Origin of the sequence: Collimonas pratensis, from assembly GCF_001584185.1 — a bacterium.
GTDB lineage: Bacteria > Pseudomonadota > Gammaproteobacteria > Burkholderiales > Burkholderiaceae_D > Collimonas > Collimonas pratensis.
In genome coordinates, this window is the sequence record NZ_CP013234.1 from 1,351,848 (window position 1) to 1,377,797 (window position 25,950).

Annotated in this window: 24 protein-coding genes and 1 pseudogene; 13 read left to right on the forward strand and 12 right to left on the reverse strand. The window is 60.3% G+C overall.

All coding sequences use genetic code 11. The features are described from left to right. Window positions 1-61 precede the first annotated feature (61 nt). From CPter91_RS06150 to CPter91_RS06165, 4 genes are all read left to right on the forward strand, one after another. Window positions 62-1,006 (forward strand): MotA/TolQ/ExbB proton channel family protein, encoded by a 945-nt coding sequence (locus tag CPter91_RS06150; protein ID WP_061938332.1) that lies wholly within the window; start codon window positions 62-64, stop codon window positions 1,004-1,006. A gap of 2 nt (window positions 1,007-1,008) precedes the next feature. Continuing rightward, the gene (locus CPter91_RS06155) at window positions 1,009-1,437 is read left to right on the forward strand and encodes an ExbD/TolR family protein (RefSeq protein WP_061938337.1); all 429 of its coding nucleotides are present in this window, start codon (window positions 1,009-1,011) and stop codon (window positions 1,435-1,437) included. Window positions 1,438-1,553: 116 nt separating this feature from the next. Beyond that, on the forward strand, window positions 1,554-1,988 hold the full coding sequence (locus tag CPter91_RS06160) for an ExbD/TolR family protein (protein WP_099047167.1): 435 nt from the start codon (window positions 1,554-1,556) through the stop codon (window positions 1,986-1,988). A 92-nt stretch (window positions 1,989-2,080) separates the two neighbouring features. Continuing rightward, entirely contained in the window at window positions 2,081-3,355 is a 1,275-nt protein-coding gene (locus tag CPter91_RS06165; RefSeq protein WP_082792643.1) for a tetratricopeptide repeat protein, read from the forward strand. 113 nt (window positions 3,356-3,468) lie between these two features. Here the strand turns inward: CPter91_RS06165 and CPter91_RS26850 are convergent, their stop codons facing one another. Continuing rightward, the gene (locus tag CPter91_RS26850; protein ID WP_156479927.1) at window positions 3,469-3,642 is read right to left on the reverse strand and encodes a hypothetical protein; all 174 of its coding nucleotides are present in this window, start codon (window positions 3,640-3,642) and stop codon (window positions 3,469-3,471) included. Between the two features lie 275 nt (window positions 3,643-3,917). Here CPter91_RS26850 and CPter91_RS06175 point away from each other — a divergent pair, with 275 nt between their 5' ends. Beyond that, window positions 3,918-6,104, forward strand: coding sequence for a prolyl oligopeptidase family serine peptidase (locus CPter91_RS06175; protein WP_205631660.1), 2,187 nt, complete (start codon window positions 3,918-3,920; stop codon window positions 6,102-6,104). Window positions 6,105-6,212: 108 nt separating this feature from the next. Here the strand turns inward: CPter91_RS06175 and CPter91_RS06180 are convergent, their stop codons facing one another. Then, window positions 6,213-6,953 (reverse strand): Crp/Fnr family transcriptional regulator, encoded by a 741-nt coding sequence (locus CPter91_RS06180; RefSeq protein WP_061945904.1) that lies wholly within the window; start codon window positions 6,951-6,953, stop codon window positions 6,213-6,215. A gap of 358 nt (window positions 6,954-7,311) precedes the next feature. Further along, window positions 7,312-7,521, reverse strand: coding sequence for a hypothetical protein (locus tag CPter91_RS06185; protein WP_061938350.1), 210 nt, complete (start codon window positions 7,519-7,521; stop codon window positions 7,312-7,314). Between the two features lie 385 nt (window positions 7,522-7,906). Here CPter91_RS06185 and CPter91_RS06190 point away from each other — a divergent pair, with 385 nt between their 5' ends. From CPter91_RS06190 to CPter91_RS06200, 3 genes and pseudogenes are all read left to right on the forward strand, one after another. Continuing rightward, window positions 7,907-8,245: a hypothetical protein gene (locus CPter91_RS06190; RefSeq protein WP_061938354.1), complete on the forward strand. Its 339-nt coding sequence runs from the start codon at window positions 7,907-7,909 to the stop codon at window positions 8,243-8,245. A 120-nt stretch (window positions 8,246-8,365) separates the two neighbouring features. Continuing rightward, a pseudogene (locus CPter91_RS06195) lies at window positions 8,366-9,090 on the forward strand (AzlC family ABC transporter permease). Beyond that, window positions 9,087-9,413, forward strand: coding sequence for an AzlD domain-containing protein (locus CPter91_RS06200; protein ID WP_061938356.1), 327 nt, complete (start codon window positions 9,087-9,089; stop codon window positions 9,411-9,413). The pseudogene CPter91_RS06195 and the gene CPter91_RS06200 overlap by 4 nt, the downstream one beginning before the upstream one ends. A gap of 6 nt (window positions 9,414-9,419) precedes the next feature. Here CPter91_RS06200 and CPter91_RS06205 read toward each other — a convergent pair whose 3' ends face one another. Next, window positions 9,420-10,358, reverse strand: coding sequence for a LysR family transcriptional regulator (locus tag CPter91_RS06205; RefSeq protein ID WP_061938359.1), 939 nt, complete (start codon window positions 10,356-10,358; stop codon window positions 9,420-9,422). Between the two features lie 148 nt (window positions 10,359-10,506). Between CPter91_RS06205 and CPter91_RS06210 the strand changes: the two genes are divergently transcribed. Next, window positions 10,507-11,523, forward strand: a complete 1,017-nt coding sequence (locus tag CPter91_RS06210; RefSeq protein ID WP_061938362.1) for a zinc-dependent alcohol dehydrogenase family protein — start codon at window positions 10,507-10,509, stop codon at window positions 11,521-11,523. A gap of 65 nt (window positions 11,524-11,588) precedes the next feature. Here CPter91_RS06210 and CPter91_RS06215 read toward each other — a convergent pair whose 3' ends face one another. Both CPter91_RS06215 and CPter91_RS06220 read right to left on the reverse strand, forming a co-directional pair. Then, window positions 11,589-12,350 carry a metallophosphoesterase gene (locus tag CPter91_RS06215; RefSeq protein ID WP_061938365.1) on the reverse strand — a complete coding sequence of 254 codons (762 nt, stop codon included), beginning with the start codon at window positions 12,348-12,350 and terminating at the stop codon, window positions 11,589-11,591. A gap of 81 nt (window positions 12,351-12,431) precedes the next feature. Continuing rightward, window positions 12,432-13,352, reverse strand: coding sequence for a LysR family transcriptional regulator (locus CPter91_RS06220; RefSeq protein WP_082792646.1), 921 nt, complete (start codon window positions 13,350-13,352; stop codon window positions 12,432-12,434). A gap of 128 nt (window positions 13,353-13,480) precedes the next feature. Between CPter91_RS06220 and lysA the strand changes: the two genes are divergently transcribed. Then, window positions 13,481-14,719: a diaminopimelate decarboxylase gene (gene lysA, locus CPter91_RS06225; protein WP_061938371.1), complete on the forward strand. Its 1,239-nt coding sequence runs from the start codon at window positions 13,481-13,483 to the stop codon at window positions 14,717-14,719. Between the two features lie 93 nt (window positions 14,720-14,812). Here the strand turns inward: lysA and CPter91_RS06230 are convergent, their stop codons facing one another. Next, the gene (locus CPter91_RS06230; protein ID WP_205631661.1) at window positions 14,813-16,051 is read right to left on the reverse strand and encodes an ammonium transporter; all 1,239 of its coding nucleotides are present in this window, start codon (window positions 16,049-16,051) and stop codon (window positions 14,813-14,815) included. Window positions 16,052-16,614: 563 nt separating this feature from the next. On the opposite strand from CPter91_RS06230, the gene CPter91_RS06235 reads away from it, so the two are divergent. From CPter91_RS06235 to CPter91_RS06245, 3 genes are all read left to right on the forward strand, one after another. Then, entirely contained in the window at window positions 16,615-18,810 is a 2,196-nt protein-coding gene (locus CPter91_RS06235) for a phosphocholine-specific phospholipase C (RefSeq protein WP_061938377.1), read from the forward strand. Window positions 18,811-19,079: 269 nt separating this feature from the next. Further along, window positions 19,080-20,126, forward strand: a complete 1,047-nt coding sequence (locus CPter91_RS06240) for a YcaO-like family protein (protein WP_167595135.1) — start codon at window positions 19,080-19,082, stop codon at window positions 20,124-20,126. A gap of 96 nt (window positions 20,127-20,222) precedes the next feature. Next, entirely contained in the window at window positions 20,223-20,711 is a 489-nt protein-coding gene (locus CPter91_RS06245; RefSeq protein ID WP_061938384.1) for a GNAT family N-acetyltransferase, read from the forward strand. 5 nt (window positions 20,712-20,716) lie between these two features. Here CPter91_RS06245 and CPter91_RS06250 read toward each other — a convergent pair whose 3' ends face one another. The 5 genes from CPter91_RS06250 to CPter91_RS06270 all read right to left on the reverse strand — a co-directional run bounded on the left by CPter91_RS06250 (window position 20,717) and on the right by CPter91_RS06270 (window position 25,936). Next, window positions 20,717-21,232: a hypothetical protein gene (locus CPter91_RS06250; RefSeq protein WP_061938387.1), complete on the reverse strand. Its 516-nt coding sequence runs from the start codon at window positions 21,230-21,232 to the stop codon at window positions 20,717-20,719. A 223-nt stretch (window positions 21,233-21,455) separates the two neighbouring features. After that, the gene (locus CPter91_RS06255; RefSeq protein WP_061938391.1) at window positions 21,456-22,652 is read right to left on the reverse strand and encodes a YncE family protein; all 1,197 of its coding nucleotides are present in this window, start codon (window positions 22,650-22,652) and stop codon (window positions 21,456-21,458) included. A 50-nt stretch (window positions 22,653-22,702) separates the two neighbouring features. Continuing rightward, the gene (locus tag CPter91_RS06260; protein WP_061938394.1) at window positions 22,703-23,518 is read right to left on the reverse strand and encodes a creatininase family protein; all 816 of its coding nucleotides are present in this window, start codon (window positions 23,516-23,518) and stop codon (window positions 22,703-22,705) included. A gap of 106 nt (window positions 23,519-23,624) precedes the next feature. Next, window positions 23,625-24,686, reverse strand: coding sequence for an aldose epimerase family protein (locus CPter91_RS06265; protein WP_061938398.1), 1,062 nt, complete (start codon window positions 24,684-24,686; stop codon window positions 23,625-23,627). Continuing rightward, window positions 24,683-25,936: a XylR family transcriptional regulator gene (locus CPter91_RS06270; RefSeq protein WP_061938401.1), complete on the reverse strand. Its 1,254-nt coding sequence runs from the start codon at window positions 25,934-25,936 to the stop codon at window positions 24,683-24,685. The genes CPter91_RS06265 and CPter91_RS06270 overlap by 4 nt, the downstream gene beginning before the upstream one ends. Window positions 25,937-25,950: the final 14 nt, after the last annotated feature.

The following is a 25,950-nucleotide window of genomic DNA, read 5'->3' on the forward strand; positions in this document are numbered from 1 at the left end:
GTAGAACCACTACGTTGTCCGTTATCCTAGCAATCTAATTTATAAAATTTGGAGTATTAGTATGTCTACCACTCGTAATCGCTTATCCGCCCTGGCTGCCGCTCTGATGATCTCCGCCGTGACGATCTCGCCGCTGGCCGCAATCGCCCAGACACCAGCCGCAGCACCGGCTGCCGCAGCTTCCGCTCCTGCTGCCGCTTCCGCACCGGCCACAGCCGACGCGCCTAAAGCTGCTGACGCAGCCGCAGCGTCGCTGGTCGACACCCCAACCCCACCGCCAGCACCTGCTGACCACGAAACCGTCAACAATCCCTACGGCCTGGACGCCCTGTGGAAAGGCGGCGACTTCGTCGCCCGCGGTACCTTGATCATCCTGGTGCTGATGTCGATGGGCAGCTGGTACATCATCATCACCAAGCTGATCGAGCAGGTGAAACTGATGGGCCAGGCTAACAACGCCAAAAAGACATTCTGGAAAGCCGGTACGGTTGAAGCTGGCGTCGCCGGCCTCAAGCCGAACAGCGCTTACCGCTTCATCGCTGAAAACGGCGTGAACTCCACACATCACCACGACGGCGCCCTGCTGGAGCAGATCGACCTGAACACCTGGGTCACCATGTCGATCCAGCGTTCGGTCGAAAAAGTCCAAAGCCGCCTGCAAGACGGCCTGGCATTCTTGGCAACGGTCGGTTCGACTGCACCGTTCGTCGGTCTGTTCGGTACCGTCTGGGGTATTTACCACGCGCTGACAGCGATCGGTATCGCCGGCCAGGCGTCGATCGACAAGGTTGCCGGTCCGGTCGGTGAAGCGCTGATCATGACCGCCATCGGTCTGGCAGTGGCTGTGCCTGCGGTGCTGGGTTACAACTGGCTGGTCCGCCGCAACAAGAGCGCAATGGAAGAAATCCGTTCGTTCAGCGCCGACCTGCACTCGGTCCTGCTGAGCGGCGTGATGTCGTCGAGCTCGGCGGTCCAGGTTGCCCATATCAATAAAAAGGTTGGCTAATCATGGCGATGTCACTCGGCTCTCCCGATGGGGATGAAGACGAAGTGATCGGCACGATCAACACGACGCCGCTGGTCGACGTCATGCTGGTCTTGCTGATCATCTTCCTGATCACGATCCCGGTGGTGACACACACGATTCCAGTGAAGCTGCCGAACGAATTCGACGAACCTTATAAAACCAAGCCAGAAAACATCAACCTGGCGGTGAATAAGCAAGGCGACATGTTCTGGAACGAGCAACTGGTGCCGAATACGACGACTTTGCTGGCCAAGCTGAAGGAAGTGGCGGTAGAAGTGCCACAACCGGAACTGCATATCCGCGGCGACCAGCAAACCAAGTATGAATACATCGGCAAGGTGATCCTGACTGCGCAGCGGGCAGGGATTGCCAAGATCGGGTTCATTACCGAACCGCCGGCACGCAACTGATCCCTTTGTCAGGGACGTAGGGTGGGCAGGCCGTTTTGCCCACGCGTTATGTGCAGGACATGCGTGCAGCAACGCGCGGGCACAGGTGCCCACCCTACAATCTTAGGAGTATTGCAATGGGTATGAATGTAGGTTCTTCGGGCGGCAACGCCAATGATCCGGAACCGATGATGGAAATGAACATGACGCCGCTGATCGACGTCATGCTGGTGCTGATCATCATGCTGATCATCACGATTCCGATCCAGAATCATGCGATCAAGCTGAACATGCCGACCGGTAATCCGCCGCCGCCGCTGGCTCTGCCAGTGGTTGATACGGTGGACATCGATCCGACAGGAACAGTGATGTGGAACGGTACGCCGATGGCGAGCCGGGCCGAACTGGAAGATCGCCTGAAGACGGTGGTCGCCGGCGGCAACATCGATGAAGTGCATCTGCGGCCGAACAAGGCGGTGGAGTACAAGTCTGTGGCGGCCGTGATGGCGTCGGCGCAGCGCTTGGGCGTCACCAAGATCGGCATCGTCGGCAATGAGCAGTTCATGGAGTAACAATTAGGTTTTGTTTTTTTGCACCATATAATAGGCAGGTTTAGGGCGCGCCCTGGAACCTGCCTATTTTCGTTTTCGATTGAAAGAATGCCATGTCAAAATTACGCTTCGCTCCCATGTTTGTGTTGTTGGCTGCAGTCGGTTTCAACGCGACGCTTCCTGTCTTGGGTCTCACTCAAAGCGCTTATGCTGCCGATGATGCAGACAAGGCGAAAGTCGAAACCGTGCGCCCTGAAATCGGTACGCCGCTGCAGGCCGCACAAGCCTTGATGAAAGAACAGAAGTACAAGGAAGCGCTGGCAAAAATAGCGGAAACAGACGCTGTCGGCGACAAGACGGCCTATGAAACCTATACCATCGACCGCATGCGCGGCGCCGCCGCGGCAAGTGCAGGCGATGCCGATCTGGCAGCCAAGTCGTTCCAGGCCGTGATTGCTTCCGGGCGCCTGGCACCTGCTGACCAAGCCAAGATCGTGAAGGCTCTCGGCAGCTTGTATTACGAAGCGCAGAATTATCCAAAGGCCATCGAATGGCTATCGCGCTCCCTCAAGGAAAGCGGCAGCGATCCGGAAACCCGCACGCTGCTGGTCCAATCCTATTATCTGAGCAATGACATTCCACGCGCCACCACCGAACTGCAGGCAGACATCGCGGCGGATGAAGCTGCCGGCCGCACGCCGACCGAGATCACCCTGAAGCTGCTGATCAGTTGCGCGCTGAAGAGCAATGACAAGGCTGCTTATCTGGCCACGCTGGAAAAACTGAACACCTATTATCCGAAGAAGGAATACTGGGCCGACCTGATCAACAAGGTGCAGTCCAAGCCAGGCTTTTCCGACCGCCTGATACTCGACGTCTATCGCTTGAAAGCTGCTACGGTACAGCTGCAGACCAGCACAGAATTCACCGATATGGCGCAGCTAGCCTTGTTGGCGGGTTTCCCCGCCGAAGCCAAGAAAACCCTGGAGCAGGGATATCAGGCAGGTTTGCTGGGAAGCGGTCCGGATGCGGCCAAGCAAAAGCGTTTGCGTGACCAGGCGACCAAGGCTGCTGCCGATGACCTGAAAACCATGGCGCAAAGTGAAGCTTCGGTTGCCAGTTCCAAGGAAGGCACCGGGCAAATCAATCTCGGCTACGCGCTGGTAACGGCCGGACAGTTTGACAAGGGCCTGGCGCTGATGGAAGACGGCTTGAAGAAGAGCGGCGTCAAACGTAGCGAAGACGCTAAATTACATCTGGGTATCGCATACCAGATGGCCGGCCAGAAAGACAAGGCGATCCAGGCCTTCAAATCGGTGCAGGGAACGGATGGCGTTGCCGATCTGGCGCGCCTGTGGGTGATGCAGGTGAATCATCCGGTCAATTGATTCCGCTGGATAATTGCTAGGAATCAGACACAGAGTCGTTTGCGGTTATCTGCAGCGACTCTGTTTTTGTATTCGGAGGGAGCGGCGCTATTGCTGGCCTGCTCCCGAACCGTTTACCCCTTAGGACCTCGGGGTGCAACAGGTGGAATCATGTCGGCAGCCTGCTCAGGCGAGAGCGTCTGCATATTCGATTTCTTGTTCTGCTTGGATGGCAGGTTGCTGCCGGTGGTGTAGACATTTTCCTGGTTGGCTGCCGCGGTGTTTTGGTTGGTCTCGGTCGAAGTCATTGCACATGCGGATATGAACGGCAGGATTAAAGCGCTGATCAGTAAAGTTTTCATGGCTGGCTTGGTTCGTCTCAAAAGGTTGGATATGGTTGTCTGTTGAATACAGATCGACATGTATTACAGTATGTTACATACTAGAACTGCAAGATAGCATAGTTGCTTTTAGAAAAGTTAAAGCAATGTAAAAAAAATCACCGCCCGCTTATCCGCGCGCGCCTGATGACAGCATGATTCTTTGCTGACCTGATTTCACCCCAAATCACAACGGACAAAACATGTATCTCAAACACGCACTTGCCTTATCCGTCATCCTTGGCAGCGGCGCCAGCATCGCCCAGCAATGCCCGGCCGCCAGCCAGACCCTCAGCTACCCCGCAAGCAAGAAAGTCGACCAGACCGACGATTATCACGGCGTCAAGGTGGCCGACCCCTACCGCTGGCTGGAAAACGCCAACGGCGATGACACCAAGGCCTGGATCGAGGCGCAGAACAAGCTGACGCAAGGCTATCTGGAGACGATTCCGGCACGTACGGCGATCCGCGACAGACTCACCAAGCTGTGGAACTATGAACGTTTCAGCGTACCCTTCAAAGAGGGCGGCCGCTATTTCTACAGCCGTAACGACGGGCTGCAAAACCAGGCCGTGCTGTATACCGTCAAGCACCTCAACGATGCGCCGCGCCTGCTGCTGGATCCCAACACGCTGGCCGCGGACGGCACGGTAGCGTTGGCGGGTATTGCCGTCAGCCCGGACGGCAAGTATCTGGCCTACGGTACCGCGGCTTCCGGTTCCGACTGGAACGAGTGGAAGGTGCGCGACATCGAGAGCGGCAAGGACACTGCCGACCATCTGCAATGGGTGAAATTTTCAGGCGCCTCCTGGGCCCACGACAGCTCGGGATTTTTCTATAGTCGCTACGACGCGCCGAAAGAAGCGACCAAGCTGGCCGACGTCAATTATTTCCAGAAACTGTATTTCCATAAAATGGGCACGCCGCAATCCGACGATGTCCTGGTCTACGACCGTCCGGACCAGAAAGAATGGGGCTTCGTCGGCCACGTCACCGACGACGGCAAGTACCTGATCGTCAGCATTTCGCAAGGCACCGAGCAAAAGAACCGGGTCTACTACAAGGACCTGGGCAAGAAGGATGCCGCCATGCAGCCGCTGCTCGACGATTTTGACGCCTCTTACGATTTCATCGATAACGATGGCCCGGTGTTCTACTTCAACTCAAACAAGGATGCGCCGAAGGGCAGCATCATCGCGATAGACACGCGCCAGCCGCAAGCCGCGAAGTGGAAAATGATCGTGCCGGAAGCGCAAGAGACCTTGCAGGGCGCGAATGTGGTCGACCAGCGCCTGGTGCTTGATTATCTGAAAGACGCGCGTAGCCAGATCAAGGTATATACACTGAACGGCAAGCTGGTGCGCGAAGTGGCCTTGCCCGGCATCGGTTCCGCCAGTGGTTTCGGCGGCAAGCGCAGCGACAAGGAAACCTTCTATTCATTTACCGGCTTTACCACGCCGGCCGCCATCTATCGCTATGACGTCGCAACTGGCAAGAGCAGCTTGTACCGCCAGCCGAAAGTCGATTTCGACCCAAGCGCTTTTGAAACGCGCCAAGTGTTCTACAGCAGCAAGGATGGCACCAAGGTGCCGATGTTCATCGTCTCGAAAAAGGGCATCAAGCTCGATGGCAGCAACCCGACCTATCTGTATGGTTACGGCGGCTTCAATATTTCCCTGACGCCGGCATTCTCGGTGGCCAACCTGGCCTGGATGGAAATGGGCGGCGTCTACGCCTTGCCGAACCTGCGCGGCGGTGGCGAATACGGCAAAGCCTGGCATGAAGCCGGCACCAAGCTGCACAAGCAGAATGTGTTCGATGACTTCATCGGCGCAGCGCAGTGGCTGATCGCCAACAAGTACACCTCGCCGCAAAAACTGGCGATCGGCGGCGGCAGCAACGGCGGCTTGCTGGTGGGCGCCACCATGGTGCAGCGGCCGGACTTGTTTGCAGCGGCGATTCCACAAGTCGGCGTGATGGATATGCTGCGCTTCCATAAATTCACCATCGGCTGGGGCTGGACTTCCGATTACGGTTCTTCCGACAATGCCGACGAATTCAAGGCGCTGTACGCGTATTCGCCTTTGCATAACCTGAAGCCTGGCACCTGCTACCCGGCCACCCTGGTGACTACCGCCGATCACGACGATCGCGTGGTGCCGGCGCACAGCTTCAAGTTTGTGGCAACCGAACAGGCCGACCAGGCCGGCGCGGCGCCGGTGCTGATACGGATCGATACCAAGGCAGGGCACGGCGCCGGCAAGCCGACCTCGAAGCAGATCGAAGAAGTGGCTGACCGCTGGGGATTCCTGACCAAGGTGCTGGGCATGCAGGTGGCGCCGGATGGCGCAGCAGTTGCCGGTGACGTGGCAAAGCCAGTCGCAAATTAACCCCTGGCTTTAGTAGTTCAAAAAAAATCCAGCGGGTCTTCAAGACCGCTGGATTTTTATTATCCTGTTTTTTCTCAGGCGCACGTCTTTTGCTTATGCGCCTGCTTGTCACGACGCTTTTTTCTCCACCGGCATCGCATGGCATTCATGCTTGAGATCGTGATAGCACTCGCAGGCCCTGGCTTCCAGGCCGTCGCGGTCTAGCACCGTCAGGTGTCCGCGCGCATACTGGATCAATCCTTCTTCCTGCAGCTTGCCGGCGGCTTCCGCCACCGATTCGCGGCGCACCCCAAGCATGGCGGCAATCGCGCTCTGGGTCACGCTGATTTCATTGTCCGGCAGGCGATCCAGCGTCAGCAGCAGGCTGCGGCACAGTTGCTGCGGCACGCTGTGATGGCGGTTGCAGACGGCGGTTTGCGACATCTGCGTAATCAAGGCCTGGGTATAGCGCAGCAGCTGTTGCTGCAGGGCGCCGCCGCGGGCAAATTCTTCCAGCAGGATGCTGGCCTTGAGGCGGAAGCCGTAGCCGGCGCTCTTGACCGTCGCCCGGTTCAGGCTCTTGCCGCCGCCCATGAACAAGGTGATGCCTAGCACACCCTCGTTACCGATGACCGCGGTTTCTGCGGAGCTGCCGTCCTTCATGTCGTGCAATAAAGAAACGATGCAGCTGGTGACGAAATAGATATGCCGGATCGGGCTGTCCGCTTCACAGACGGTCATGCCGAAAGGCATGGCGACAAATTCGAGATGCGGCTGCAGGCGCTTGAAGTCTTCGCCTGGCAGGGATGCAAGGATGTGGTTTTGCAGTGGGTTGTGGCCGTACAGGCCGGCAATGCGGAGCGAAGTCATGTTTTGTGCGCCGAGCTGGATAAAATCGCTCTTGCCAGCGCCGGGCAGGGCCGCCAATACTACGGCCTTCTTGTTCGCTGCGGTTTTTGCACTGCTGTTGCTGCAACCATTCAATACGTAAGCCATCGCCGTCTCCTTCGAGGGGTGGTAGTTCTGTGCATTGATGGTGACAGTTGCAGGGAAGTTGAGGAATCGGCGGATTACCTGTTCTGTTGTAGGACTTCACTGACACGATTGCCAGCTTTCTGAGCGGGCGTGCAGTCTCGACATGCTATAAGAGCAATGGTTGTCGGCCAGCATGCTGCTTGCTGGCAGGATGAGGCGATGGCCACCGGGCGGTGGCCATCTTGTCTGTTACCTAGCTGCCGGAGCTGCTGGCGCCGCTAGCGGCAGGCGCGGCGGCATCTGGGGTGGATGGTGCAGGAGCCGGCGCCGGGGTCGGTGCGGGCGCCATGGCAGGAGGCGCTGCTTGCTGTGCGGCAGGCGCATTCGCGTCATCGGCTTTTTTACATCCGGCGACCGCGATCATTGCAAATGCTGTAACCATCAAAGTATGTTTGAGTTGCATGTTTTCTCCATGAGACAACGAGGCATGTCAAAACCGCAGCTGTCAAAAAATAAAAAATGAATTGCTGACGGTTTTATTTTTGTTCAAAAAAACCAGAATGTAAAGTTGTAATCGGCAATCGGCCGCTGCCGAATTTTCAACACCGGTCTGCAAACCCTTGTACAGCGCGGTTATCACGCGCTTTTCAAGAAGCCGCCCTTAAGTGGCTTAGCGCACAAAACCGATCTCGATTTGCCGTTAACCTTGAATCGTGTTGATGCGGAAGCCCTGTCGGGCAATTCGCATTCATTCAATGATGAACCCAGCTGCGATGTGCAGGTCCGGCAGTTTTCATGCTGGTTCGGGATCATGTCCGCTGGGCCATTCCAACTAGAAAGGATCTGTCATGAAACCCATTTACACGATGATCTTCGCCGCTGCGGCATTGGCCGCTGCCGGCGCTGCCCAGGCCCAGACAGCGGCCGCCGCCGATGGCGACGCCAATACCGGCCAGGTGATGATGGTACCCATCCCTGGCACCAATCCGGCAGCGCAGTCAGACCCGCTGGTGCAAAAGCGCCAGGCGGACGCCGACGCCAAGGCTCAATACAAGGCGCGCAAGAAAGCGGCGAACACGGAAATGAAGGTAGAAAAAGCGGAAGCCAAAGCCGACATGAAACAACAGAAGGTCGATGCAAAAGACAAGCGCGACAAGGCGATGTCCAACGATGCCGCCTCGCAGTAAACATCTGGCGCGCCTGCCCGGGCTTGAAACGGGCAGGCGCTCCGTTTCGGAACTCTATAGCCGACACTAGCGCAAAGCAGCGCATGACATTAAGATGCGGACATCTCAAAGGAATCGTCCATGCCGCATCCTACCCCTTCCGCAAGTTTCGCCGCCGGCGCCCGCGACAGCCTGCCCATGCTGGTGGGCGCGGCGCCGTTCGGCGTGATCTTTGGCGCCCTGATTGCCGCCGGTCCGCTGGTGGCCTGGCAGGGCCAGTTCATGTCGCTAAGCGTGTTTGCCGGCCCAGCCAGTTCATTGCGGTGGGCCTGGCAGCCGCGCAGACCGGGATCCTGGTGATCTGGATGGCGACCTTCATCGTCAACCTGCGCCACATGCTGTATGCGGCCACCTTGCTGCCCTACGTCAGCCATTTGCCGGCGCGCTGGCGCGGCCTGCTTGGTTTCCTGCTGACCGACGAGACCTTCGCTGTCGCCAATGCCTACTACCACAAGCACGGACAGACGCCGCTGGGGCACTGGTATTTCCTCGGCTCGGGCCTGGCCATGTACGTCAACTGGCAGCTGTGGACATTGATTGGCTTATTGTTCGGCGAAGCCTTTCCGCAATTGCAGACCTTGGGCCTGGATTTCGCCATGGTGGCAACCTTCATCGCCATCGTGGTGCCGCAGCTATTCCGCTTTCCGCAGCTGGCGGCGGCAATTGCTGCCGGCGCTTTCGCCTGGTTCCTGCGCGACCTGCCATACAAGCTCGGTTTGCTGGCCGCCATCCTGGCCGGCGTCGGCGTCGGCTTGGGGATCTCGCACTGGCAAGCGCGCAGCCGCGCGGCAAGGGGAAAAGCATGATGTACACATTGATGATCGTCGGCATGGCGCTGATCACGGTCTTTATCAAGGCGGCGATTTTCATGCTGGGCGAGCGCGCTGCTTTTCCGGTCTGGTTGAAAGAGGCACTGGCCTTTGTGCCGGTCACCGTGCTGACGGCGATCATCGTACCGATGGTGCTGGCGCCGCACGGCCAGGGCATCGAGCTGAGCTGGCGCAATCCGCAGCTGATTGCAGCCTGCGCGGCAGTGCTGGTGTGCGCCGCCACGCGCCGCCAGCTGCTGACGATCATGGTCGGGCTGGCGGTGTTCTTTGCCTGGCAGTTTGGCGTGCTGGGAAAGTAAGGCTGTTCAAGCTGCGATGGTAGTCACCGGCGGCTTCTGCAGTTTCCCCACCATGCCGGGAATCTCGGCTACCAGCGCGTCGATGGCAACCCTGGTTTTGGTCGGCAGATAGCGTGACTGCGGCCAGACCAGGTAAATTTCGGTAGGCAGCACGCTCTCGCTATCCATCACCAGGGTCAGCTCGCCGGCGCGCGAGTGCTTCGACATCAGCCAGCACGGTAGCCAGGCCAGGCCGGCGCCCGCTACGGCAGCATCGGCGATGGCCTGCAAATCATCGAACACCAGGCGGATATCCACCTGCGGCTTGTGCACCTCGCCGCTGCTGTCGCGTACGCGCCAAGGTTCCAGCCGGCCCGCGCGGCCATAGGCGATGCCGACATGTGTGCTCATCCCGGCAATGTCGGCCGGGGTGCCGTACTTGGTCAGGTAGGATGGCGCCGCGCAGATGGCCATGTCCTGCGTCGCCAGGCGCCGCGCCACCAGGGTTGTGCTGTCGGGCAGGCTACCGCTGCGGATCGCCAGATCGAATTTCTCTTCGACCAGATCTACCACCTGATCGCTGAAGGACATTTCAATCGTCATGCGTGGATGCTGACGCGCCAGCGCCAGCAATACCGGCGCCACGCAATGGCGGCCAAACAGCACCGGCACGCTGACGCGCAGCCGGCCAATGGCTTCGCTCTTGCCGCTGTCGAGCGCCGAGACGCCGGCATCCAGTTCGGCCAGCGCGCGCACGCAGCGTTCGTAATAAGCCTGGCCGTCTTCGGTCAGGCTCTGGCTGCGCGTGGTGCGTTGGAACAGGCGCACGCCCAAGCGCTGCTCAAGCCGGGCAATGCTTTTCCCCACGGCCGAACGGGTCAGCCGCATGCGCTGCGCCGCCACCGCAAAACTGCCGGCTTCGACGGCCTCCACGAAAGCGCTGATGCCATGCAAGCGATCACTCATTGAGTGTATCCATATGGGCTACATACATAGTAAAAAATGACATCACTGGAGAATAATTAGCTTCTATATGATAACAGGCAATCCCTGAGCAAGTGTTGCCGCAGCAACTGCCAGGTCCCGTATCGTATGAACCCAACAGGAGAATTCCATGCAAGCTTATCAAATTCAATCAGGACAAAAGATCGCAGGACTGGAGCGGGTCCAGCGTCAAAGTGTGCCGCTTGCCGCGCATGAGGTCAGGGTGCGGGTGCATGCGGTGTCGCTCAACTATCGCGATCTGATGATCGCCAATGGCAGCTACCTGAGTACCGGGGACGGTCCGGTCATTCCGGCTTCTGACGGCGCTGGCGAAGTGATCGAGGTGGGCGCCGGCGTAACCCGCCTGCGCCTCGGCGATCGTGTCGCCGCCTCTTTTTTCCCGGACTGGATCAATGATGCGCCGACGCCGCAGGTTACCAGCCGGGCGCTGGGTGCCGTCACCAACGGCATGCTGGCCGAAGAAGTGGTGCTGCACGAGCAGGCCTGGGTGACGATTCCGGCGCATATGGATTATGTGGAAGCTTCCACGCTGCCATGCGCCGGCGTGACAGCATGGAACAGCTTGTTTGTCGAAGGCGGCTTGCGCGCGGGCGACAGCGTGCTGCTGCTGGGCACCGGCGGCGTTTCCGTCTGGGCTCTGCAAATTGCCAAAGCGGCCGGCCTGCGCGCCATCATTACTTCTTCCAGTGATGAAAAACTGGAACGCGCCCGCGCGCTAGGCGCCAGCGCCGCTATCAACTACAACAGCACGCCTGAGTGGCAGGATGAGGTTCTGCGCCTGACGGCTGGCCGCGGCGTCGACCTGGTGCTGGAAGTCGGCGGCCAAGGGACGCTGTCGCGCTCCATCCGCAGCGCCAGGATGGGTGGCACGATTGCCGTCATCGGTGGCGTCAGCGGCTTCGGCGGCGAGCTCGATGCCTTTGCGCTGATCGGCGGCGCCAAGCGCTTGTCTGGCATATTTGTGGGAAGCCGCAGCATGCTGGAAGACCTGAGCCGCTTCACCGAACTGACGGCGCTGCGGCCGGTGGTGGATCGCGTATTTCCCTTCGCGCAGGCGCGTGAAGCTTATGCGCACCTGGAGCGGGCCGGCCATTTTGGCAAGGTAGTGATTGAAGTCGCCAGCTAAGCAGGCGGGGCGTTTTATCAACCGCCGGCAGGGCGAGGCGATCGCATCGCCCTGCGGGCAGCGGCTTAGATCGTGATCAGTAGATCAGGATCAAACAGCTGGTTTTCCTGCTTGCCGGCGCGCGCATAGCCGCGCGGATTGCAGACCACGCGCGTGGCGCCGATGCGATAGTCGAAGCTGTCGTGCAGATGGCCGTGCAGCCAGAGGGTGGGCTGCCATTGCAGGATGCGCTGTTCCAGATCGGAGACGAAGCAGGCGTTCAGCGGCGAGCCGGCAAAGCGCGTATGCACGCTGCGCGGGCTGGGCGCGTGGTGGCTGATCACGACAGTGGGGCCGTCGTGCGGCTGCGCAAATTGCTGTTCCAGCCAGGCCACGCTGTCGTCGAACAGACGTTGCGAGTGTGCCGGCGTGAACAACTCAGGGGAATCGGATGCCACGCGTATCCGCGAAAAATCCCTGACCAGTTCCACGGCCTGTTGCAGGCCAAGCTGGCGTTGTTCTTCATTGCTGAAGAATCTGAAATCGGTCCAGAGCGTACAGCCCAGAAACCGTACGCCGTCCAATATGATGCTCTGTTTGTGCAGCACATGCAGGTTGCTGCCTTCAGCTGCAATCCGCAGCTCGGCGACGGTGCCGTCCAGGTCGCGTCCGTAGAATTCATGGTTGCCGGCTACAAAAAGTGTCGGCACGGTGAATTGCCTGGCCCACGCGATCGCTTCCGCCGGCCGCCAGATATCGCCGGCCAGCACCACCACGTCGGCGCCGGTCTGCGGCGGCGCCATGGGGTGAACCGATAAATGCAGGTCTGACAGCAATGAAATTTTCATGGCGAAAGCGATAGGGGAAAATGACGGTGCATCGATTTTATCCGCTTCTGCAGGAAGCCATGAAGGGACGGCAGACTGCAGTTACTTCCGCAGCGCCGTCTTGAGTGCTGCGGCCAGCAACAGGCAGTGCTTGTGCAAGACGCTGGCAAAAGCATCCGCCAGCATCGATGCCGGCCGATGCTGCGGCCGCACCAGGCTGACATGGAACGGTACCGATAGCGAGAAGCGGCGCAAATGCAGGCCCTGGCCGGCTTCATCCATGGCGGTCAGAGGGTTGACGATGGCGACCCCGAGGCCTTGCCGTACCATGGCGCAGACCGATGCCGCGCTGGCGGTTTCGATTGCCATCAGGCGTTCTGTCTCATGCTGCACAAAAATTTCATCCAGCTGCTGCCGGTAACTGTCGAACACCGACAGGTTGACGAAGCGCTCGCCGGCAAAGTCACCAGGCGTCAGCTTTTGCTTCGACAGCAAGGGATGGCCGTCCGGCAGCACGCACACCATGTCTCCTGAAAACAAGAGAGATTGTGTCGTGGCCGTCGGCACGGCAAGCGTCTCCGTGATGCCGATGTCGTGGCGCTGGGAGCTTAGCGATTCTTCCAGCAAAGGCGATTCCTGCGGCGTGATGCTCAGGCCTACGGTCGGATAATCGTCGAGAAAACGGCGGCATGCGGCCGGCAGCAGCGTCTGCGCAAAAGTCGGCAGGCAGATCACGGACAGCTGGCCATGCTCGAACTGCCGTATCGAGCCGGCCATGCTGACGATGCGCTCCAGTCCGACATAAGAACGTCGCACTTCTTCGTACAGCGCCAAAGCCTGCGTGGTGGCTTGCAGGCGGCCGCGCACGCGCTCGAACAAGGCCATCTGCACCAGCGATTCAAAGCGTGCCAGCTCGCGGCTCACGGTCGGTTGCGAAGTGCGCAGCAAGGACGCAGCGCCGGTAACGCTGCCGGCTGTCATGACCGCCCGGAATACTTCAATGTGCCTGAGAGTGATAGACATTATTGTCCGCCTTAGAATTATCGAGACTATATCGAATATGAATAGACATGATAATAATTGATATTTTATTGAATGAGGTATTTAAGGGATGATATGGCCCATATCGACAATTGTCTTGGAGAATTTGCATGAATACCGCCTTGCTTGATACCTTTCCTGAACTCGCGCGCCAGTACGGCACGCCGCTCTGGATCTATGACGCCGCCACCATCGTCGAGCGGATAGAGCAGCTCAAGGCCTTCGACGTCATCCGCTTCGCCCAGAAAGCTTGTTCGAATATCCACATTCTGAAGCTGATGCGGGAGCAGGGCGTGATGGTTGATGCGGTCTCATTGGGCGAGATCGAGCGCGCCTTGCAGGCTGGTTATAGTCCGCAGGGATCGCCGGCCGGGGTGGTGTTCACCGCCGACCTGCTGGATGCTGCCACCCTGGCGCGGGTAACCCAGGCCGATATCGAGGTCAATGCCGGTTCGATCGACATGCTGGAACAGATCGGCCAGGTCAAGCCTGGCCATCGGGTCTGGCTGCGCATCAATCCCGGCTTCGGCCATGGCCATAGCGCCAAGACCAACACCGGCGGCGAGAACAGCAAGCACGGCATCTGGCACACCGAGCTGGAGCGCGCCTTGCAGGTGATCCAGCAATACGGCCTGCAACTGGTCGGGCTGCATATGCATATCGGCTCCGGCGTCGATTACAGCCACCTGAAGCAGGTCTGCGGCGCCATGGTCGACACCGTCAAGCGGCTGGGCTGCGAGCTTGAGGCGATCTCCGCTGGCGGCGGCCTGTCGATCCCGTACAAGGAAGGCGAGCAGCCGATCGACGCCGCGCATTATTTCTCGATTTGGGACACCGCGCGCAAGGAAATCGCAGCCCATCTGGGACACGCTGTGCGGCTGGAAATCGAACCCGGCCGCTTCCTGGTGGCGGAAGCCGGCGCGCTGCTGTCGGAAGTGCGAGCGGTCAAGGATAGCGGCAACAATCACTTCGTCCTGGCCAATGCTGGTTTCAACGACTTGATGCGTCCCGCCATGTACGGCAGCTACCATGCCATCTCGCTGCTGCCGCAGGTGGACAGCTCAGGCAGCGCTTCCCAGCGGCCGACGGTAGTTGCCGGTCCGCTGTGCGAATCGGGCGACGTCTTCACCCAGCATGATGGCGGTATCGTAGCGCCGCGCCTGTTGCCGCAAGCGCGGGTGGGCGACTACCTGGTGTTCCATGACACCGGTGCCTATGGCGCCTCGATGTCGTCCAACTACAATAGCCGACCGCTGCTGGCGGAAGTCATGCTTGAGCAGGGCGCGCACCGGCTGATCCGGCGCCGCCAGACCGTGGCCGAGCTGATCGCGCTGGAGACCGAGGTATAACGGTGCTCGTCAAAAGATCGGCCAGCATCGTTCCATAAAAAAGCGGCATCCCGGAAATCCTGGATGCCGCTTTTGCGTTGACGCAGATGAAAATCAGGCGTGCAGGTAGGCATCCTCGCCGTGCAAGTCTTCATCCATCCGGTCCTGCGTTGCAGCGCCGACCTTGACCGGCGTGAACAGGTTGATCAGCCACAGCATGCCGTAGGTGAAGGCAAAAGCCCAGATGCCGGAGATGATCACGGCGCCGCACTGGGCGAAGAAGAATGAGGTATTCCCCAGCAGCAGGCCGTCGGCGCCGTTGGCGTTCCACGCCTTGGACGCAAACACGCCAAGCAGGATGGTGCCGGCCATGCCGCCGACGCCGTGCACGCCCCAGACATCGAGCGCGTCGTCCCAGCCCAGCCGGTTCTTCAGCGCCACCGCATAGAAGCAGATCAGGCCGGCGCAGATGCCGATGATGGCGGCAGTGCCGAGCGAGACGTAGCCGGCAGCCGGCGTTATCGTCGCCAGGCCGGCGACGCCGCCGGTCAGCAAGCCGATGAATTTCGGCTTCTTGTGATAGAACCATTCGATGAACAGCCAGGTGATGGCGCCGAACGAGGCGGCGACATCGGTATTCAGGAAAGCCGAAGCAGTGACAGCATCGACGCGGAATTCCGAGCCGGCATTGAAGCCGTACCAGCCAAACCACAGCAGGCCGGAACCGAGCGCAATCAGCGGCACATTGTGCGGCTTCAGCTCGACCTTCTGGCGGCGGCCGACATACAGCACTGAAGCCAGGGCGGCGAAGCCGGCGGTGTTGTGCACCACGATGCCGCCGGCATAGTCGAGCACGCCCCATTTCGCAAACAGGCCGTCAGGGCTCCACACCATGTGCACGAACGGGAAGTAGACGAAGACCAGCCAGCCGGTCAGGAACAGGAAATACGCCTTGAAGGTGACGCGGTTGGCGAAGGCGCCGGTGATCAGCGCCGGCGTGATGATGGCGAACATCATCTGGTAGGCGACATGAACGATCAGCGGTATGCCGGCATCGTTGCCGGTGTACATGCTGGACAGCGTAATGCCATGCAGGAAAGCGTAGTAGGTCGGATCGCCGATGATGCCATGCCACGACGGACCGAAGCACATCGAATAGCCGAAGGCAAACCACAGCACGGTAGTCCAGCCGAGCGAGATGAAGCTCTGCATCATGATCGCCAGCACGTTCTTGCGTCCCACCAGGCCGCCGTAGAAGAACGCCAGTCCGGGTGTCATCAGCATCACCAGGCTGGAACAAAGCAGCATGAAGGCGGTATTGCCGATATTGATCGGCATGATTGAAGGTGTCATGGATAACTTCTTTTAATTGTTTTAAGTGAATTAACTGAGCAGGAAGGAAAGGCCTCCGAGCGTTGCCTGGAGCACTCCGCGTCCCGGCCGGCATGCGGCCGCCGAGCCGGGAGAGTGAATCCTATACATAAGCAGCTGCTTATATAAGACGACAAAAAATCCTCTGATCCGGTATCTCAGGTATTGAATCCCTTATCCCTTCCATACGTTCGCCACTCCGGCGCCAAGCCCTGTGTTTATTGGCTTGCCGGGGAATTGTCGGATTGCTATCCGGCGCTTTCCGGCAACGCCGATTGGCGGTAGCGATACCAGCCGGCCCGCTTGTCTCATCGGCGCAACGGCTGTTTCGCCGCCGTTGCGCGCGATCATCGTGACAAAACGGTCACACAGCCTTCATACGCCTGAAATATTTACGCTTGATACTGCGTCCATCCAAAGTTGCCCTGACGGAAAAGCATGGCTGAAATCACCCACCTGCCGACGATATATCGCCGTTCATGCGCATGCCGCAGCCGCAGTAAATTCCCTTCTCAGCGTTACCTACTCCAGGAAAGAACAGGACCATGACCACAAAGAACCGTCGCCATTTCTTGCGTACCGCCGGCGCCACCGTTGCCGCCACCGCCTATTCCATGAGCGCCAATGCGGCCTTCCCGGAAGCCATTCGCCGTGCGCTGGCGATCCCCGCCAACAACAAGACCGGCACCATCCGCGATGTCGAACATGTGGTCATCCTGATGCAGGAAAACCGTTCCTTCGACCATTACTTCGGCACCCTGCACGGCGTGCGCGGCTTCGCCGACCGTTTCCCGATCCCGCTGGCCGGCAACCGCAACGTCATGCAGCAGACTTACACCAACAGCAGCAAGCAGTCGCGCGTGATCCTGCCTTATCACCTGGACAGCAAGATCGGCAACGCCCAGCGCGTCAACGGCACCCCGCATACCTACGACAATGCGCAAGAAGCCTGGGACCTGGGCCGCATGAACAGCTGGCCGACCTACAAGCAGACGCAATCGATGGGTTACTACACCTCGGCCGAGCTGGATTTCCAGTTTGCGCTGGCGAATGCTTTCACGGTGTGCGACGCCTATCACTGCTCCTTCCATGGCGGCACCAATACCAACCGCCTGTTCCACTGGACCGGCAGCAACAATCCAGCCGGCGACAAGGGCGGCCCGGTCATCGACAACTCGCAAGATCATCTGGAAGTCTCCACCTCGCCAACCAGCTACAGCTGGAAGACCTATCCAGAGCGCCTGCAAAAACAGGGCGTGTCGTGGAAGGTTTACCAGAACATGCCGGACAATTTCACTGACAATCCGCTGGCCGGTTTCGTCGCCTATCGCCAGTCCAACGAGCTGCGCGGCAACGTCGCCGGCGGCGATGATGCCGGTTCACCGTTCCCCGCCTGGCAGGCCAGCGACGATGCCAGCAATCCGTTGTTTAAAGGTGTCGGCAACACCATGCCGGACGGCGGCTTCCTCGCAGCCCTGAAAGAAGACATCGGCGCCGGCACCTTGCCGCAGGTTTCCTGGATCGTGGCGCCGGCCACCTACAGCGAACACCCGGGCCCATCGAGCCCGGTGCAGGGCGCTTGGTATGTGCAGGAAGTACTGAACGCGCTGACCGCCAATCCGGCGGTGTGGAGCAAAACTGTATTGCTGATCAACTTCGACGAAAACGACGGTTTCTTCGACCACGTGCCGCCGCCTTGCGCGCCCGGTTACCAGGATGGCGAACTGGCCGGCTATTCCAGCATCTCGACCGACGGCGAATATTTTTCCAGCAAGGCGTCTGTCACTTACGAAAAGCGTCCCTACGGCCCCGGCCCGCGGGTGCCGATGTACGTGGTGTCGCCATGGAGCCGCGGCGGCTGGGTCAACTCGCAAGTGTTCGACCACACCTCGGTGCTGCGCTTCCTGGAAGCCCGCTTCCACGTCAAGGAAGAAAACATCAGCCCTTACCGCAAGGCGGTCTGCGGCGATCTGCTGTCGGCCTTCAACTTCGCCCATCCGAACGATGAAGTACTGCCGACACTGCCCAAGCGCAGCCGTGCCGAAGCCGACGCCGTGCGCGCCCAGCAAGAGAAGCTGCAGCAGGTTGCCTTGCCTTCCGAAGGCACTCAGGTGTTTCCTATGCAGGCTGCCGGCATCCGGCCGTCGCGCGCCTTGCCTTACGAATTGCATGTCACCGCCCGCACCCACGTGCGGCGCAATGATATCGTGCTGAGCTTCCGCAATACCGGCCGCGCCGCCGCCGTGTTCCACGTCTACGACCGCTTGCACCTGGACCGGGTGCCGCGCCGCTATGCGCTGGAAGCCGGCAAGGAGTGGCAGGACAGCTGGGACCTGGGCTCGGATCGCGGCGCCTACGACTTGTGGGTGCTGGGACCGAACGGCTTCCACCGCGCTTTCCAGGGCAATCTGTCTACGCTCGATGCGGAGGACAGCGCGCTGCCGGAAGTCAAGCTGAGCTACGATGTTTTCGGCAAACGTATCTGCCTGACGATGATGAACCGCGGCGAGAAATCCTGTGTGGTCACGGTCAAGCTCAACGCCTACCGCAAGGCGGGGCCGTGGACCTTCCACGTGCCGGCCGGCATGCAGCTGGACCAGCACTGGCCGGTAGGCAGCCAGGGCAACTGGTATGACTTCACGGCGACCGCTCCGGTCGGCGGCTTCAGCCGGCGCTTTGCCGGCCGCATGGAAACCGGCGCCCACGGCGTCAGCGATCCGGCGATGGCGTTGACCAGTTAAGCGAGGGATGAAGTGGCTGCGGCACCCGGAGCGATGGGCGCCGCTGCTTGAGCAAAAAAGCCTGCACAGAGCGGGCTTTTTTGCTATCAAAATAATGCTATTTTGATATTTATCCATGTGCCCGCTGTCGTGCGCAACTATCAATTTTGCCAGTTGTTGTATCAAAGTGCGACTGCTACTCTGGGGCCGTCCCACACAAAATGGTTGGAAAGACAACTTACAACCATCCAGCGCAGGTTGTCCAAAAATTGCTGAACGGTTCGCGCACCATGAATAGCACCTTGCCTGAGTTGACTGAATCCCGCCTCGAAGTGCAGCAGCATGAATTCTTCGGCGTACCGGTGCACAGCACTTGCTTCCTCCATCCGCTCGACGCCCGCTTGCACTGCGTCGAGAGCACTGTCCGGTTTACCAGCGGCGGCTGCGATGAACATACTTATTTCGGCCATGCCGCGCGCCAGGATCCGGATGCCGCCGTATTCGCCTCCTGCTGCGAGATCCTGCAAAAAATGCTGGCTTCGCTGGCGCTGCTCAGCCGCAAGCGCTACGCAGGCGGCTTGCCGGGCCGCTATCTGTTCCGCGCCGGCCACGCCGGCCCTTATTTCCCGCACCAGTTGCTGCTGCGGGAAAAAGAAGCCGGCGCGGCTGCCGTCGCCAGCAGCAACGGTCTCGGGCTGCAACGGCATATCGGGCAGGCTATCGAGCAAGCCAGCCTGGAACTGCTGGAGCAGCATATCCTGCTGTCGATGTGGTATTCCGGCCGGCAGCTGGTGCTGCTCGATGCGGCCGAGCAGTTGCAGAACGGCTACCGTATCGCCTACTACACCACGGACGACGCCATACCCTTTGTGCTGGCGGTGCTCAGTTCGACGCAGCAGGATGTTTTTTTCTGCGGCTCTGCGCTCAAGTGCAAGTTTTCCGAAGCCTTCGAGCAAGCCCGCAGCGAAGCCTTGCAGCTGTCAGCCAAATTTTTTGTCAAAGGCTTGTTCTCGCCGGCGCAGGGCAACCAGGCTTTCCATGGCAAGGTAGCGCAAACCATGGCCAGGGTAGCTTATCTGCGCGGCGCCAGCGCCGTCGCCATGCATGCACATCTGGCCTCACGGCTGGCGACAGCATCCGGGGAAATCCGCAAGGCCGACGGCTTCAAGGAGATCCTGGGCCTGGCGTTCCGGCGGCTGGACGACATCCATTATGTCGCGCTGGGGCGATGGCAGGATTTCGTGCTGGTCAGGGTGCTGATCGATGAAGCGCTGACGCCCGGCCAGATGCGCCTTGCCTACCGCGCCACCGGACATATTCCCGATCCGTTTTTCTAAGCGCTGCAGCGCTTTACCAAATGTGCGGCCAGGGTTAATGTGCTGTCATAGCCCGCATGCAAGACCGGCAAGGGCGCGCAAAGAAAGGGGGAAACCGTGGATATCCAGTACAAGAAGATCGACCCGAACAGCAATTTCAGCCGGGCGCTGGCGTTCAGGCAGGATTCTTTCGTCTGCAGTTTCGGTTCGGATGAGGAGTTCTGGAAGGAGGTCGGCGAAGAAGGGTGCACCTACCGCGACAAGATGGAGCAGCGCAAGGATGACGAAGCATGGTGCTACTACCACGTGTGGCATGCCGGCCGCATCATCGGCCAGCTGGAATTCCGCAGCTTCTCCGACTGGGACAAGCTGGGCTATGTACACCTGTTCTACCTGATCCCGGAATACCGCGGCATCGGCATCTTCGACCAGTTGCACCGCTTTGTCGAGGACCGGCTGATCATGGCCGGCTGCAGCGGCGCTGTGCTGAGCGCCAGCAAAACCAACCTGCCGGCGCTCAAGGTCTACGAGCGCCACGGCTGGTACTGGCTGGGACCGAATCCCAGGCACGCCATGCTGGATTTCTACCGCATTGACTTCAACTGAGGCCCTTATTTGGCAGGGCTGTCTACGGCTTCGGCACGCACAATGGTAGTGTGGTCGACTTCATCTTCATTACCGACATCGAGCTCAGCCCTGACTGCGTACAAGGCCCCCTTAGGTACTACGATCGTCAGGATTTCATCGTACTCGGCGCCAGGCTCGATTTCATAGCCGTCCAGGTAGCGCTTCAGCAGATCGCTGCTGTATAGCAGCGGCAAGGCGTCCAGCCGCATGATGCCGTCCTTGGCGTCGCCGGGAATTTTCCGGACTGTGACCAGCAAGCCATCCTCGCCCGGCTTCACCACTACCTTGCCGATGTTCTTCGGTTTGACGTGGATGATCAGCAGGCTCTGGGTATCGCTGTACGCTCTGCTTTCAGCTGACACCAGCACTTGGACATTGGTGTCAGTACTGCCAACAACTGCAAATTGGTAAAAAGCCCAAATGCCGCCGGTGATAATAGCGATGATCGTGACGGATTTGAGGAGAAAGTCGGTCCAGTCGCGTGCTTTCTGAAGATCCATAGAATGTGTTTTCCGCTATTTTTTAAAATTCGACTTCGCCAGAGATAATTTCCTGGCTGCAATTCCAATAAACGCTGAACGGCGGGAAAAGGTTGACTGGCTGGGGATAAATTGGAAGCCGCGGTTGCGGCGAGCGGAAGTGCGGGAGGATAGGAATAAGGCAGGTGCACAGTTACGATGCACCTGCTTGCAGCTAGGTGGCCCGGCTCAGGCCGGGCGGCGCTCAGCGCATGTTGCCGGTGTGGCCCAGCGAATAACGGCCAGGCTGCGGCCACACGGTCAAGCCATGCGGCTCCATGCCGACCGGGATCGACTTGACTTCGCCGCTGGTGGTGTCGATGGCGTACACCACGTCGTCGAAGCGGCCGGACAGCCACAGCATCTTGCCGTCGGCGCTGACGTTGCCCATGTCCGGGCTGCCGCCGCCGGGAATCGGCCAGGTATTGAGGACTTTGCGGGTAGCGAAATCGATCACCGAGACGCTGCCCTTGCCCTTGCGCGGGCCGTGCACCTTGTTGGAGCCGCGGTTGGCCACATACAGCTTGCTGCCGTCGCGGCTAGGATACAGGCCGTGGGTGCCGATGCCGGTCTTGATGAAATCGATCTTGGTGAAGTTTTCGCCATCCACCACGAACACGCCGTCGGCCATCATGTCGGCCACATAAAACACCTTGCCGTCCGGCGAGATGCGGATGTCCTGCGGCATGCCTTTCTTGGCCAGCTGCAGATAGCCGACCACCTTATGGTTGACCATGTCGATCTTGGCCAGGCTGCCTTCGAATTCGCAGGTGAACAGTGCGTACTTGCCGTCTATCGAGAAATCGGCATGGTTGATGCCCTTACACTGCGGCACTTCGATGCTCGATTCCAGCTTCATGGTATGGGCATTGCGGAAATCCAGGCGCGCATGCGCTTCGACGACGACGATGGCCTGCTTGCCGTCCGGCGTGAAATACATATTGTAGGGATCGTCCACCATCACTTCCTTGCCCGGCTTGCCGGTCAGGGGATCGATAGGGGTCAGGCTGCCGTCGGGACGGCCTTCGGCATTGTTGGCGACCCACAGGGTTTTCAGGTCCCAGGCCGGCACCACGTGCTGCGGGCTGTAGCCGACCTTGAATTTGTCGACCACCTTGAGCGTAGCCGGATCGATCACATACACTTCATTCGAGCGCAGGTTAGGCACATACACGCGCGGCAGGGCGCCTGCCACGGCCGGACTGAAATGGCCGGCGGCGGCTTCGCTGTACAGATTGGCCGGATTGACTACCGGCGGCATGCCGGCCACGGTGGCGACTGCCGGGTTTGCAGCAACGGCAGGTGCGGCGGCAGCAGCGGCGCCGGCCAGGCACAAGCCGGCGATGCCGGCGGCCAGCCGGGTTAAACGATGCTGGAATAAACGATGAGACGAAAATTGCATGACAGTTCCTTTGATCGAGTGCAGCGTAGTAAATAGGGGAGGCTGGCGCATTAGCGCGCGGCGGTGTCTTTCTTGAGCGCGGCGACGGTGCGCGAAATGATCGCATCGATGCCGAGCTGGCCCAGTTCAGCCGTGGAGCGGCGTGGATCGCCGCCGTACACGCCGTCCGCCAGGCCGAGTTTCGGCGCATTGCGCAAGCGGTCCTGGCGCACCATCTGCGGCGCTACCGCCAGTTGCAGCGAGGTGTCCGCCAGGCCGGCATGGGTGCCGATCTCGTCGTCGCGGAAGCCGCGCTGGCGCAGGAGCTTGGCGTAGCCGTCGGAGCTGGCGTCATAGTATTCCGGCGGCATCATGGCGCGCGCCGGCGAGCCGCTCCAGGACTTGTTCAGCTGCGCCACCACTTGCCTGACATCGTTCAGGTAGCCGCCGTGATCGCCGAGGAAGACTACGTTCTTGAAGCCGTGCACCTTGAAGCTGTTGGCGGCGGCAACCAGGGTTTTTTGAAAGACATCGTCGCTTACCGTGATGGTGCCCGGAAAGCGCATGTGCGAGGTCGGCGGCGCGTAGCCGCCTTCCGGCACGTAGGCGATGACCGGCGCCACCAGCGCGTCGCCCAGTCCTTCCGCGATGCGCTGCGAGAGTATCTTGACGCGCACATTGTGCTTGCCGAGCGCGACGTCCGGCCCGCTCTGTTCGGTGCCGCCGATGGGGATGATGATGGTGCTCTTGCCGGCCTGGATCTGGTCGCGCAGCTCGGTCCAGGTCAGTTCTTCCAGGAACACGGTTTTGGGCGCCTGCGCCAGGACTGCGTGGCAGGCAGTGATGAGAATGACGGAAGCAAATACTTGTCGTAAAAGGCGTTGCATGGATGGCCCTGATCGGTATACCTGTGTTTTTGTAAAGTCGGCCGCCAAAGCGCAGCCCGCAGATCAGACTCGGGCAGCAACGGTTGGTTCAGTGGCAATGCAATGATTATCGCACTGTCAATTGATAAGTCGTGGTCTGGCGGTATACCTGGCCAGGCCGCAGTACCACCGCCTCGGCGTCGGCGCCATTGATCTGGTTGGGATAAGCCTGCGCTTCCAGGCAGAAGCCATCATGCTTGGCATAGGCGCCGGCGCCGCGTCCCTGCATCCCGGCCAGGAAATTCCCGCTGTAGAACTGCAAGCCGTTTTCCGTGGTCGCCACCGATAGCTGGCGGCCGGAACCGGGGTCGTAGACGGTGGCCACTTCGCGCAAGGGCTGCGGCTTGCGGCTTTCACCCGGCACTAGCGGATGTTGCGGCCGCAGGCAATAACAATGGTCGAAGCCGCCGGCCAGTTTGAGCTGAGGATCGGGCCAGGCCAGGCGCGGCCCGATCGGGGCCGGCTGGCGGAAATCGAAGGCGCTGCCGGCGACGCTGGCGGCATCGACTGGAATCAGCTGTGCGTCGATCTGCAGATACTGGTCGGCGGCAATGGCCAGGATATGGTCATAGATGTCGGCGCTGCCGCCGTTCAGGTTGAAGTAGCCGTGCGAAGTCAGGTTGAGCGGCGTCGGGGCGTCGCTGCTGGCGCTGTAGTCTATGCTCAGGCGGCCTTCGTCGTCCAGGTTGTACAGTACGCTGACCTGAAGGTTGCCGGGATAGCCGGCCTCGCCTTCCGCCGATTCCAGCGTCAGCCGCAAGCCGTCCGGCCCAGCCGCGGCCTGCCACTGCGCCAGGTGGAAACCGCTGTCGCCGCCGTGCAGGTGGTTGCCGCCTTCGTTGCGGTCGACCAGGTAGTCGGCGCCGTCCAGCGTGAAGCGGCCGTTGGCGATACGGTTACCCCAGCGTCCGATCAGGCCGCCGAAGTAGGGCGGGTTGTCTTGATAGCCCTCGCAGTCCGGATAGCCGAGCAGGATGTCGGCCACGCGGCCGTAGCGGTCGGGCGCCCACCATGACACCAGTGTGGCGCCGCGGTCGCTGATGGTGATCCGCATGTCGTGCGCATTGCGCAGCGTGTAGAGGGTAATGCCGTGGTCGGCGCTGGTGCTGGTGATGGTGGTTTGGCTCATAGGCTGGAATGGTTCTCGGTCGGATATTCTGTCTGGCTGCCGCGGGCGGCCATGCGGTCCTGGTACTCGCGCGGGGTGCAGGCCAGTTCGCGCTTGAAGACGGCATGCATGTACTGCAGCGAGGTGAAGCCACAGCTGACGGCGATCTCAGCGATGCTGCGCGCCTGTTCTTGCCCCTGCGCCTGCTGTTCCTCCAGCATGCCCTTGGCGGCATCCAGCTTGAAGCGCAGGATCTCGTCATGCACGCTGCGCCCCAGCTCGCGCCGGAAATACCACTCCAGCGACGAGCGCGAGACGCCGACGTAATCGGCGACTTGCTCGGTCTTGATGCCCTGACAGGCGTACTGGCGGATGAAGTGCATGGCTTGCATTACGTGCGGATGGTTGAGCGCTTCGTGGCGGCTGGAAGCCAGCACGTTGATGCCGGCCGGCGGCACCAGGATGCGGGTGCCGGCCAGGCGTGCACCACCACTCACCTGCAGCATCTGGTGCAGCAGGTGGGCGGCGGTGCGGCCCATTTCGCGCGTGCCCTGAATCACCGAGCTGAGTGGCACCCGGGTCAGGATGCGCGCCAGCGGATCGTTGTCGATGCCGATCAGCGCCACCTGTTCCGGCACCGCGATGCCGGCGCACAGGCAAGCCTGCAGCAGCTGGCGCGCGCGGGCGTCGCTGACGGCGATGATGCCGATCGGCTTGGGCAGCGTCTGCAGCCAGGCGATCTGCTGTTCCACCGCGGTATCCCAGGATGGCGCGCTGGTGCCGACGCCGCGGTAGATCTCGCCCTGCATGCCGTCGCGCTGCATCAGCGTGGTGAAGGCCTTTTCGCGCTCCTGGGCCCAGCGGTTGACTGCCGCCTCGGGCAGGCTGAAACAGGCGAAGCGGCGCAGGCCGGCTTCGATCAGATGATCGTAGGCCAGCTTGACCAGCTTGAAATTGTCGGTGGCCACATAGGGCGTGTCGGCCGGATAGCCGCTGGCGTCGGCGTACGAACCGCCCACCGCCACCACCGGCAGGCTGACCTTTGCCAGCGCTTCGCAGGCGGCCGGATCGTCGAAGTCGGCGATGATGCCATGGCCCTGCCAGCGTTCTATGCCTTGCAGGCGACAGCGGAAATCCTCTTCCAGGAACAGGTCCCAGGCGGCGCGCGTGCTGCTCAGGTACTCGCCGATGCCGGCGATGATGTCGCGATCGAAGATCTTGTTGCCGTTGAACAGCAGGGCGATGCGGTGCACCGCCGGTATTTTGGTCATCCTGCGTTCTCCTG

What these genes read in the sequence shown, in the direction of transcription:
- lysA (WP_061938371.1), top strand. Translation starts at nt 13,481, where the DNA reads ATGAATACCGCCTTGCTTGATACCTTTCCTGAACTCGCGCGCCAGTAC.
- CPter91_RS06255 (WP_061938391.1), bottom strand. Translation starts at nt 22,652, where the DNA reads ATGCAATTTTCGTCTCATCGTTTATTCCAGCATCGTTTAACCCGGCTG.
- CPter91_RS06165 (WP_082792643.1), top strand. Translation starts at nt 2,081, where the DNA reads ATGTCAAAATTACGCTTCGCTCCCATGTTTGTGTTGTTGGCTGCAGTC.
- CPter91_RS06155 (WP_061938337.1), top strand. Translation starts at nt 1,009, where the DNA reads ATGGCGATGTCACTCGGCTCTCCCGATGGGGATGAAGACGAAGTGATC.
- CPter91_RS06260 (WP_061938394.1), bottom strand. Translation starts at nt 23,518, where the DNA reads ATGCAACGCCTTTTACGACAAGTATTTGCTTCCGTCATTCTCATCACT.
- CPter91_RS06200 (WP_061938356.1), top strand. Translation starts at nt 9,087, where the DNA reads ATGATGTACACATTGATGATCGTCGGCATGGCGCTGATCACGGTCTTT.
- CPter91_RS06235 (WP_061938377.1), top strand. Translation starts at nt 16,615, where the DNA reads ATGACCACAAAGAACCGTCGCCATTTCTTGCGTACCGCCGGCGCCACC.
- CPter91_RS06175 (WP_205631660.1), top strand. Translation starts at nt 3,918, where the DNA reads ATGTATCTCAAACACGCACTTGCCTTATCCGTCATCCTTGGCAGCGGC.
- CPter91_RS06185 (WP_061938350.1), bottom strand. Translation starts at nt 7,521, where the DNA reads ATGCAACTCAAACATACTTTGATGGTTACAGCATTTGCAATGATCGCG.
- CPter91_RS06230 (WP_205631661.1), bottom strand. Translation starts at nt 16,051, where the DNA reads ATGACACCTTCAATCATGCCGATCAATATCGGCAATACCGCCTTCATG.
- CPter91_RS06265 (WP_061938398.1), bottom strand. Translation starts at nt 24,686, where the DNA reads ATGAGCCAAACCACCATCACCAGCACCAGCGCCGACCACGGCATTACC.
- CPter91_RS26850 (WP_156479927.1), bottom strand. Translation starts at nt 3,642, where the DNA reads ATGACTTCGACCGAGACCAACCAAAACACCGCGGCAGCCAACCAGGAA.
- CPter91_RS06240 (WP_167595135.1), top strand. Translation starts at nt 19,080, where the DNA reads ATGAATAGCACCTTGCCTGAGTTGACTGAATCCCGCCTCGAAGTGCAG.
- CPter91_RS06220 (WP_082792646.1), bottom strand. Translation starts at nt 13,352, where the DNA reads ATGTCTATCACTCTCAGGCACATTGAAGTATTCCGGGCGGTCATGACA.
- CPter91_RS06205 (WP_061938359.1), bottom strand. Translation starts at nt 10,358, where the DNA reads ATGAGTGATCGCTTGCATGGCATCAGCGCTTTCGTGGAGGCCGTCGAA.
- CPter91_RS06250 (WP_061938387.1), bottom strand. Translation starts at nt 21,232, where the DNA reads ATGGATCTTCAGAAAGCACGCGACTGGACCGACTTTCTCCTCAAATCC.
- CPter91_RS06150 (WP_061938332.1), top strand. Translation starts at nt 62, where the DNA reads ATGTCTACCACTCGTAATCGCTTATCCGCCCTGGCTGCCGCTCTGATG.
- CPter91_RS06190 (WP_061938354.1), top strand. Translation starts at nt 7,907, where the DNA reads ATGAAACCCATTTACACGATGATCTTCGCCGCTGCGGCATTGGCCGCT.
- CPter91_RS06210 (WP_061938362.1), top strand. Translation starts at nt 10,507, where the DNA reads ATGCAAGCTTATCAAATTCAATCAGGACAAAAGATCGCAGGACTGGAG.
- CPter91_RS06215 (WP_061938365.1), bottom strand. Translation starts at nt 12,350, where the DNA reads ATGAAAATTTCATTGCTGTCAGACCTGCATTTATCGGTTCACCCCATG.
- CPter91_RS06160 (WP_099047167.1), top strand. Translation starts at nt 1,554, where the DNA reads ATGGGTATGAATGTAGGTTCTTCGGGCGGCAACGCCAATGATCCGGAA.
- CPter91_RS06270 (WP_061938401.1), bottom strand. Translation starts at nt 25,936, where the DNA reads ATGACCAAAATACCGGCGGTGCACCGCATCGCCCTGCTGTTCAACGGC.
- CPter91_RS06180 (WP_061945904.1), bottom strand. Translation starts at nt 6,953, where the DNA reads ATGACTTCGCTCCGCATTGCCGGCCTGTACGGCCACAACCCACTGCAA.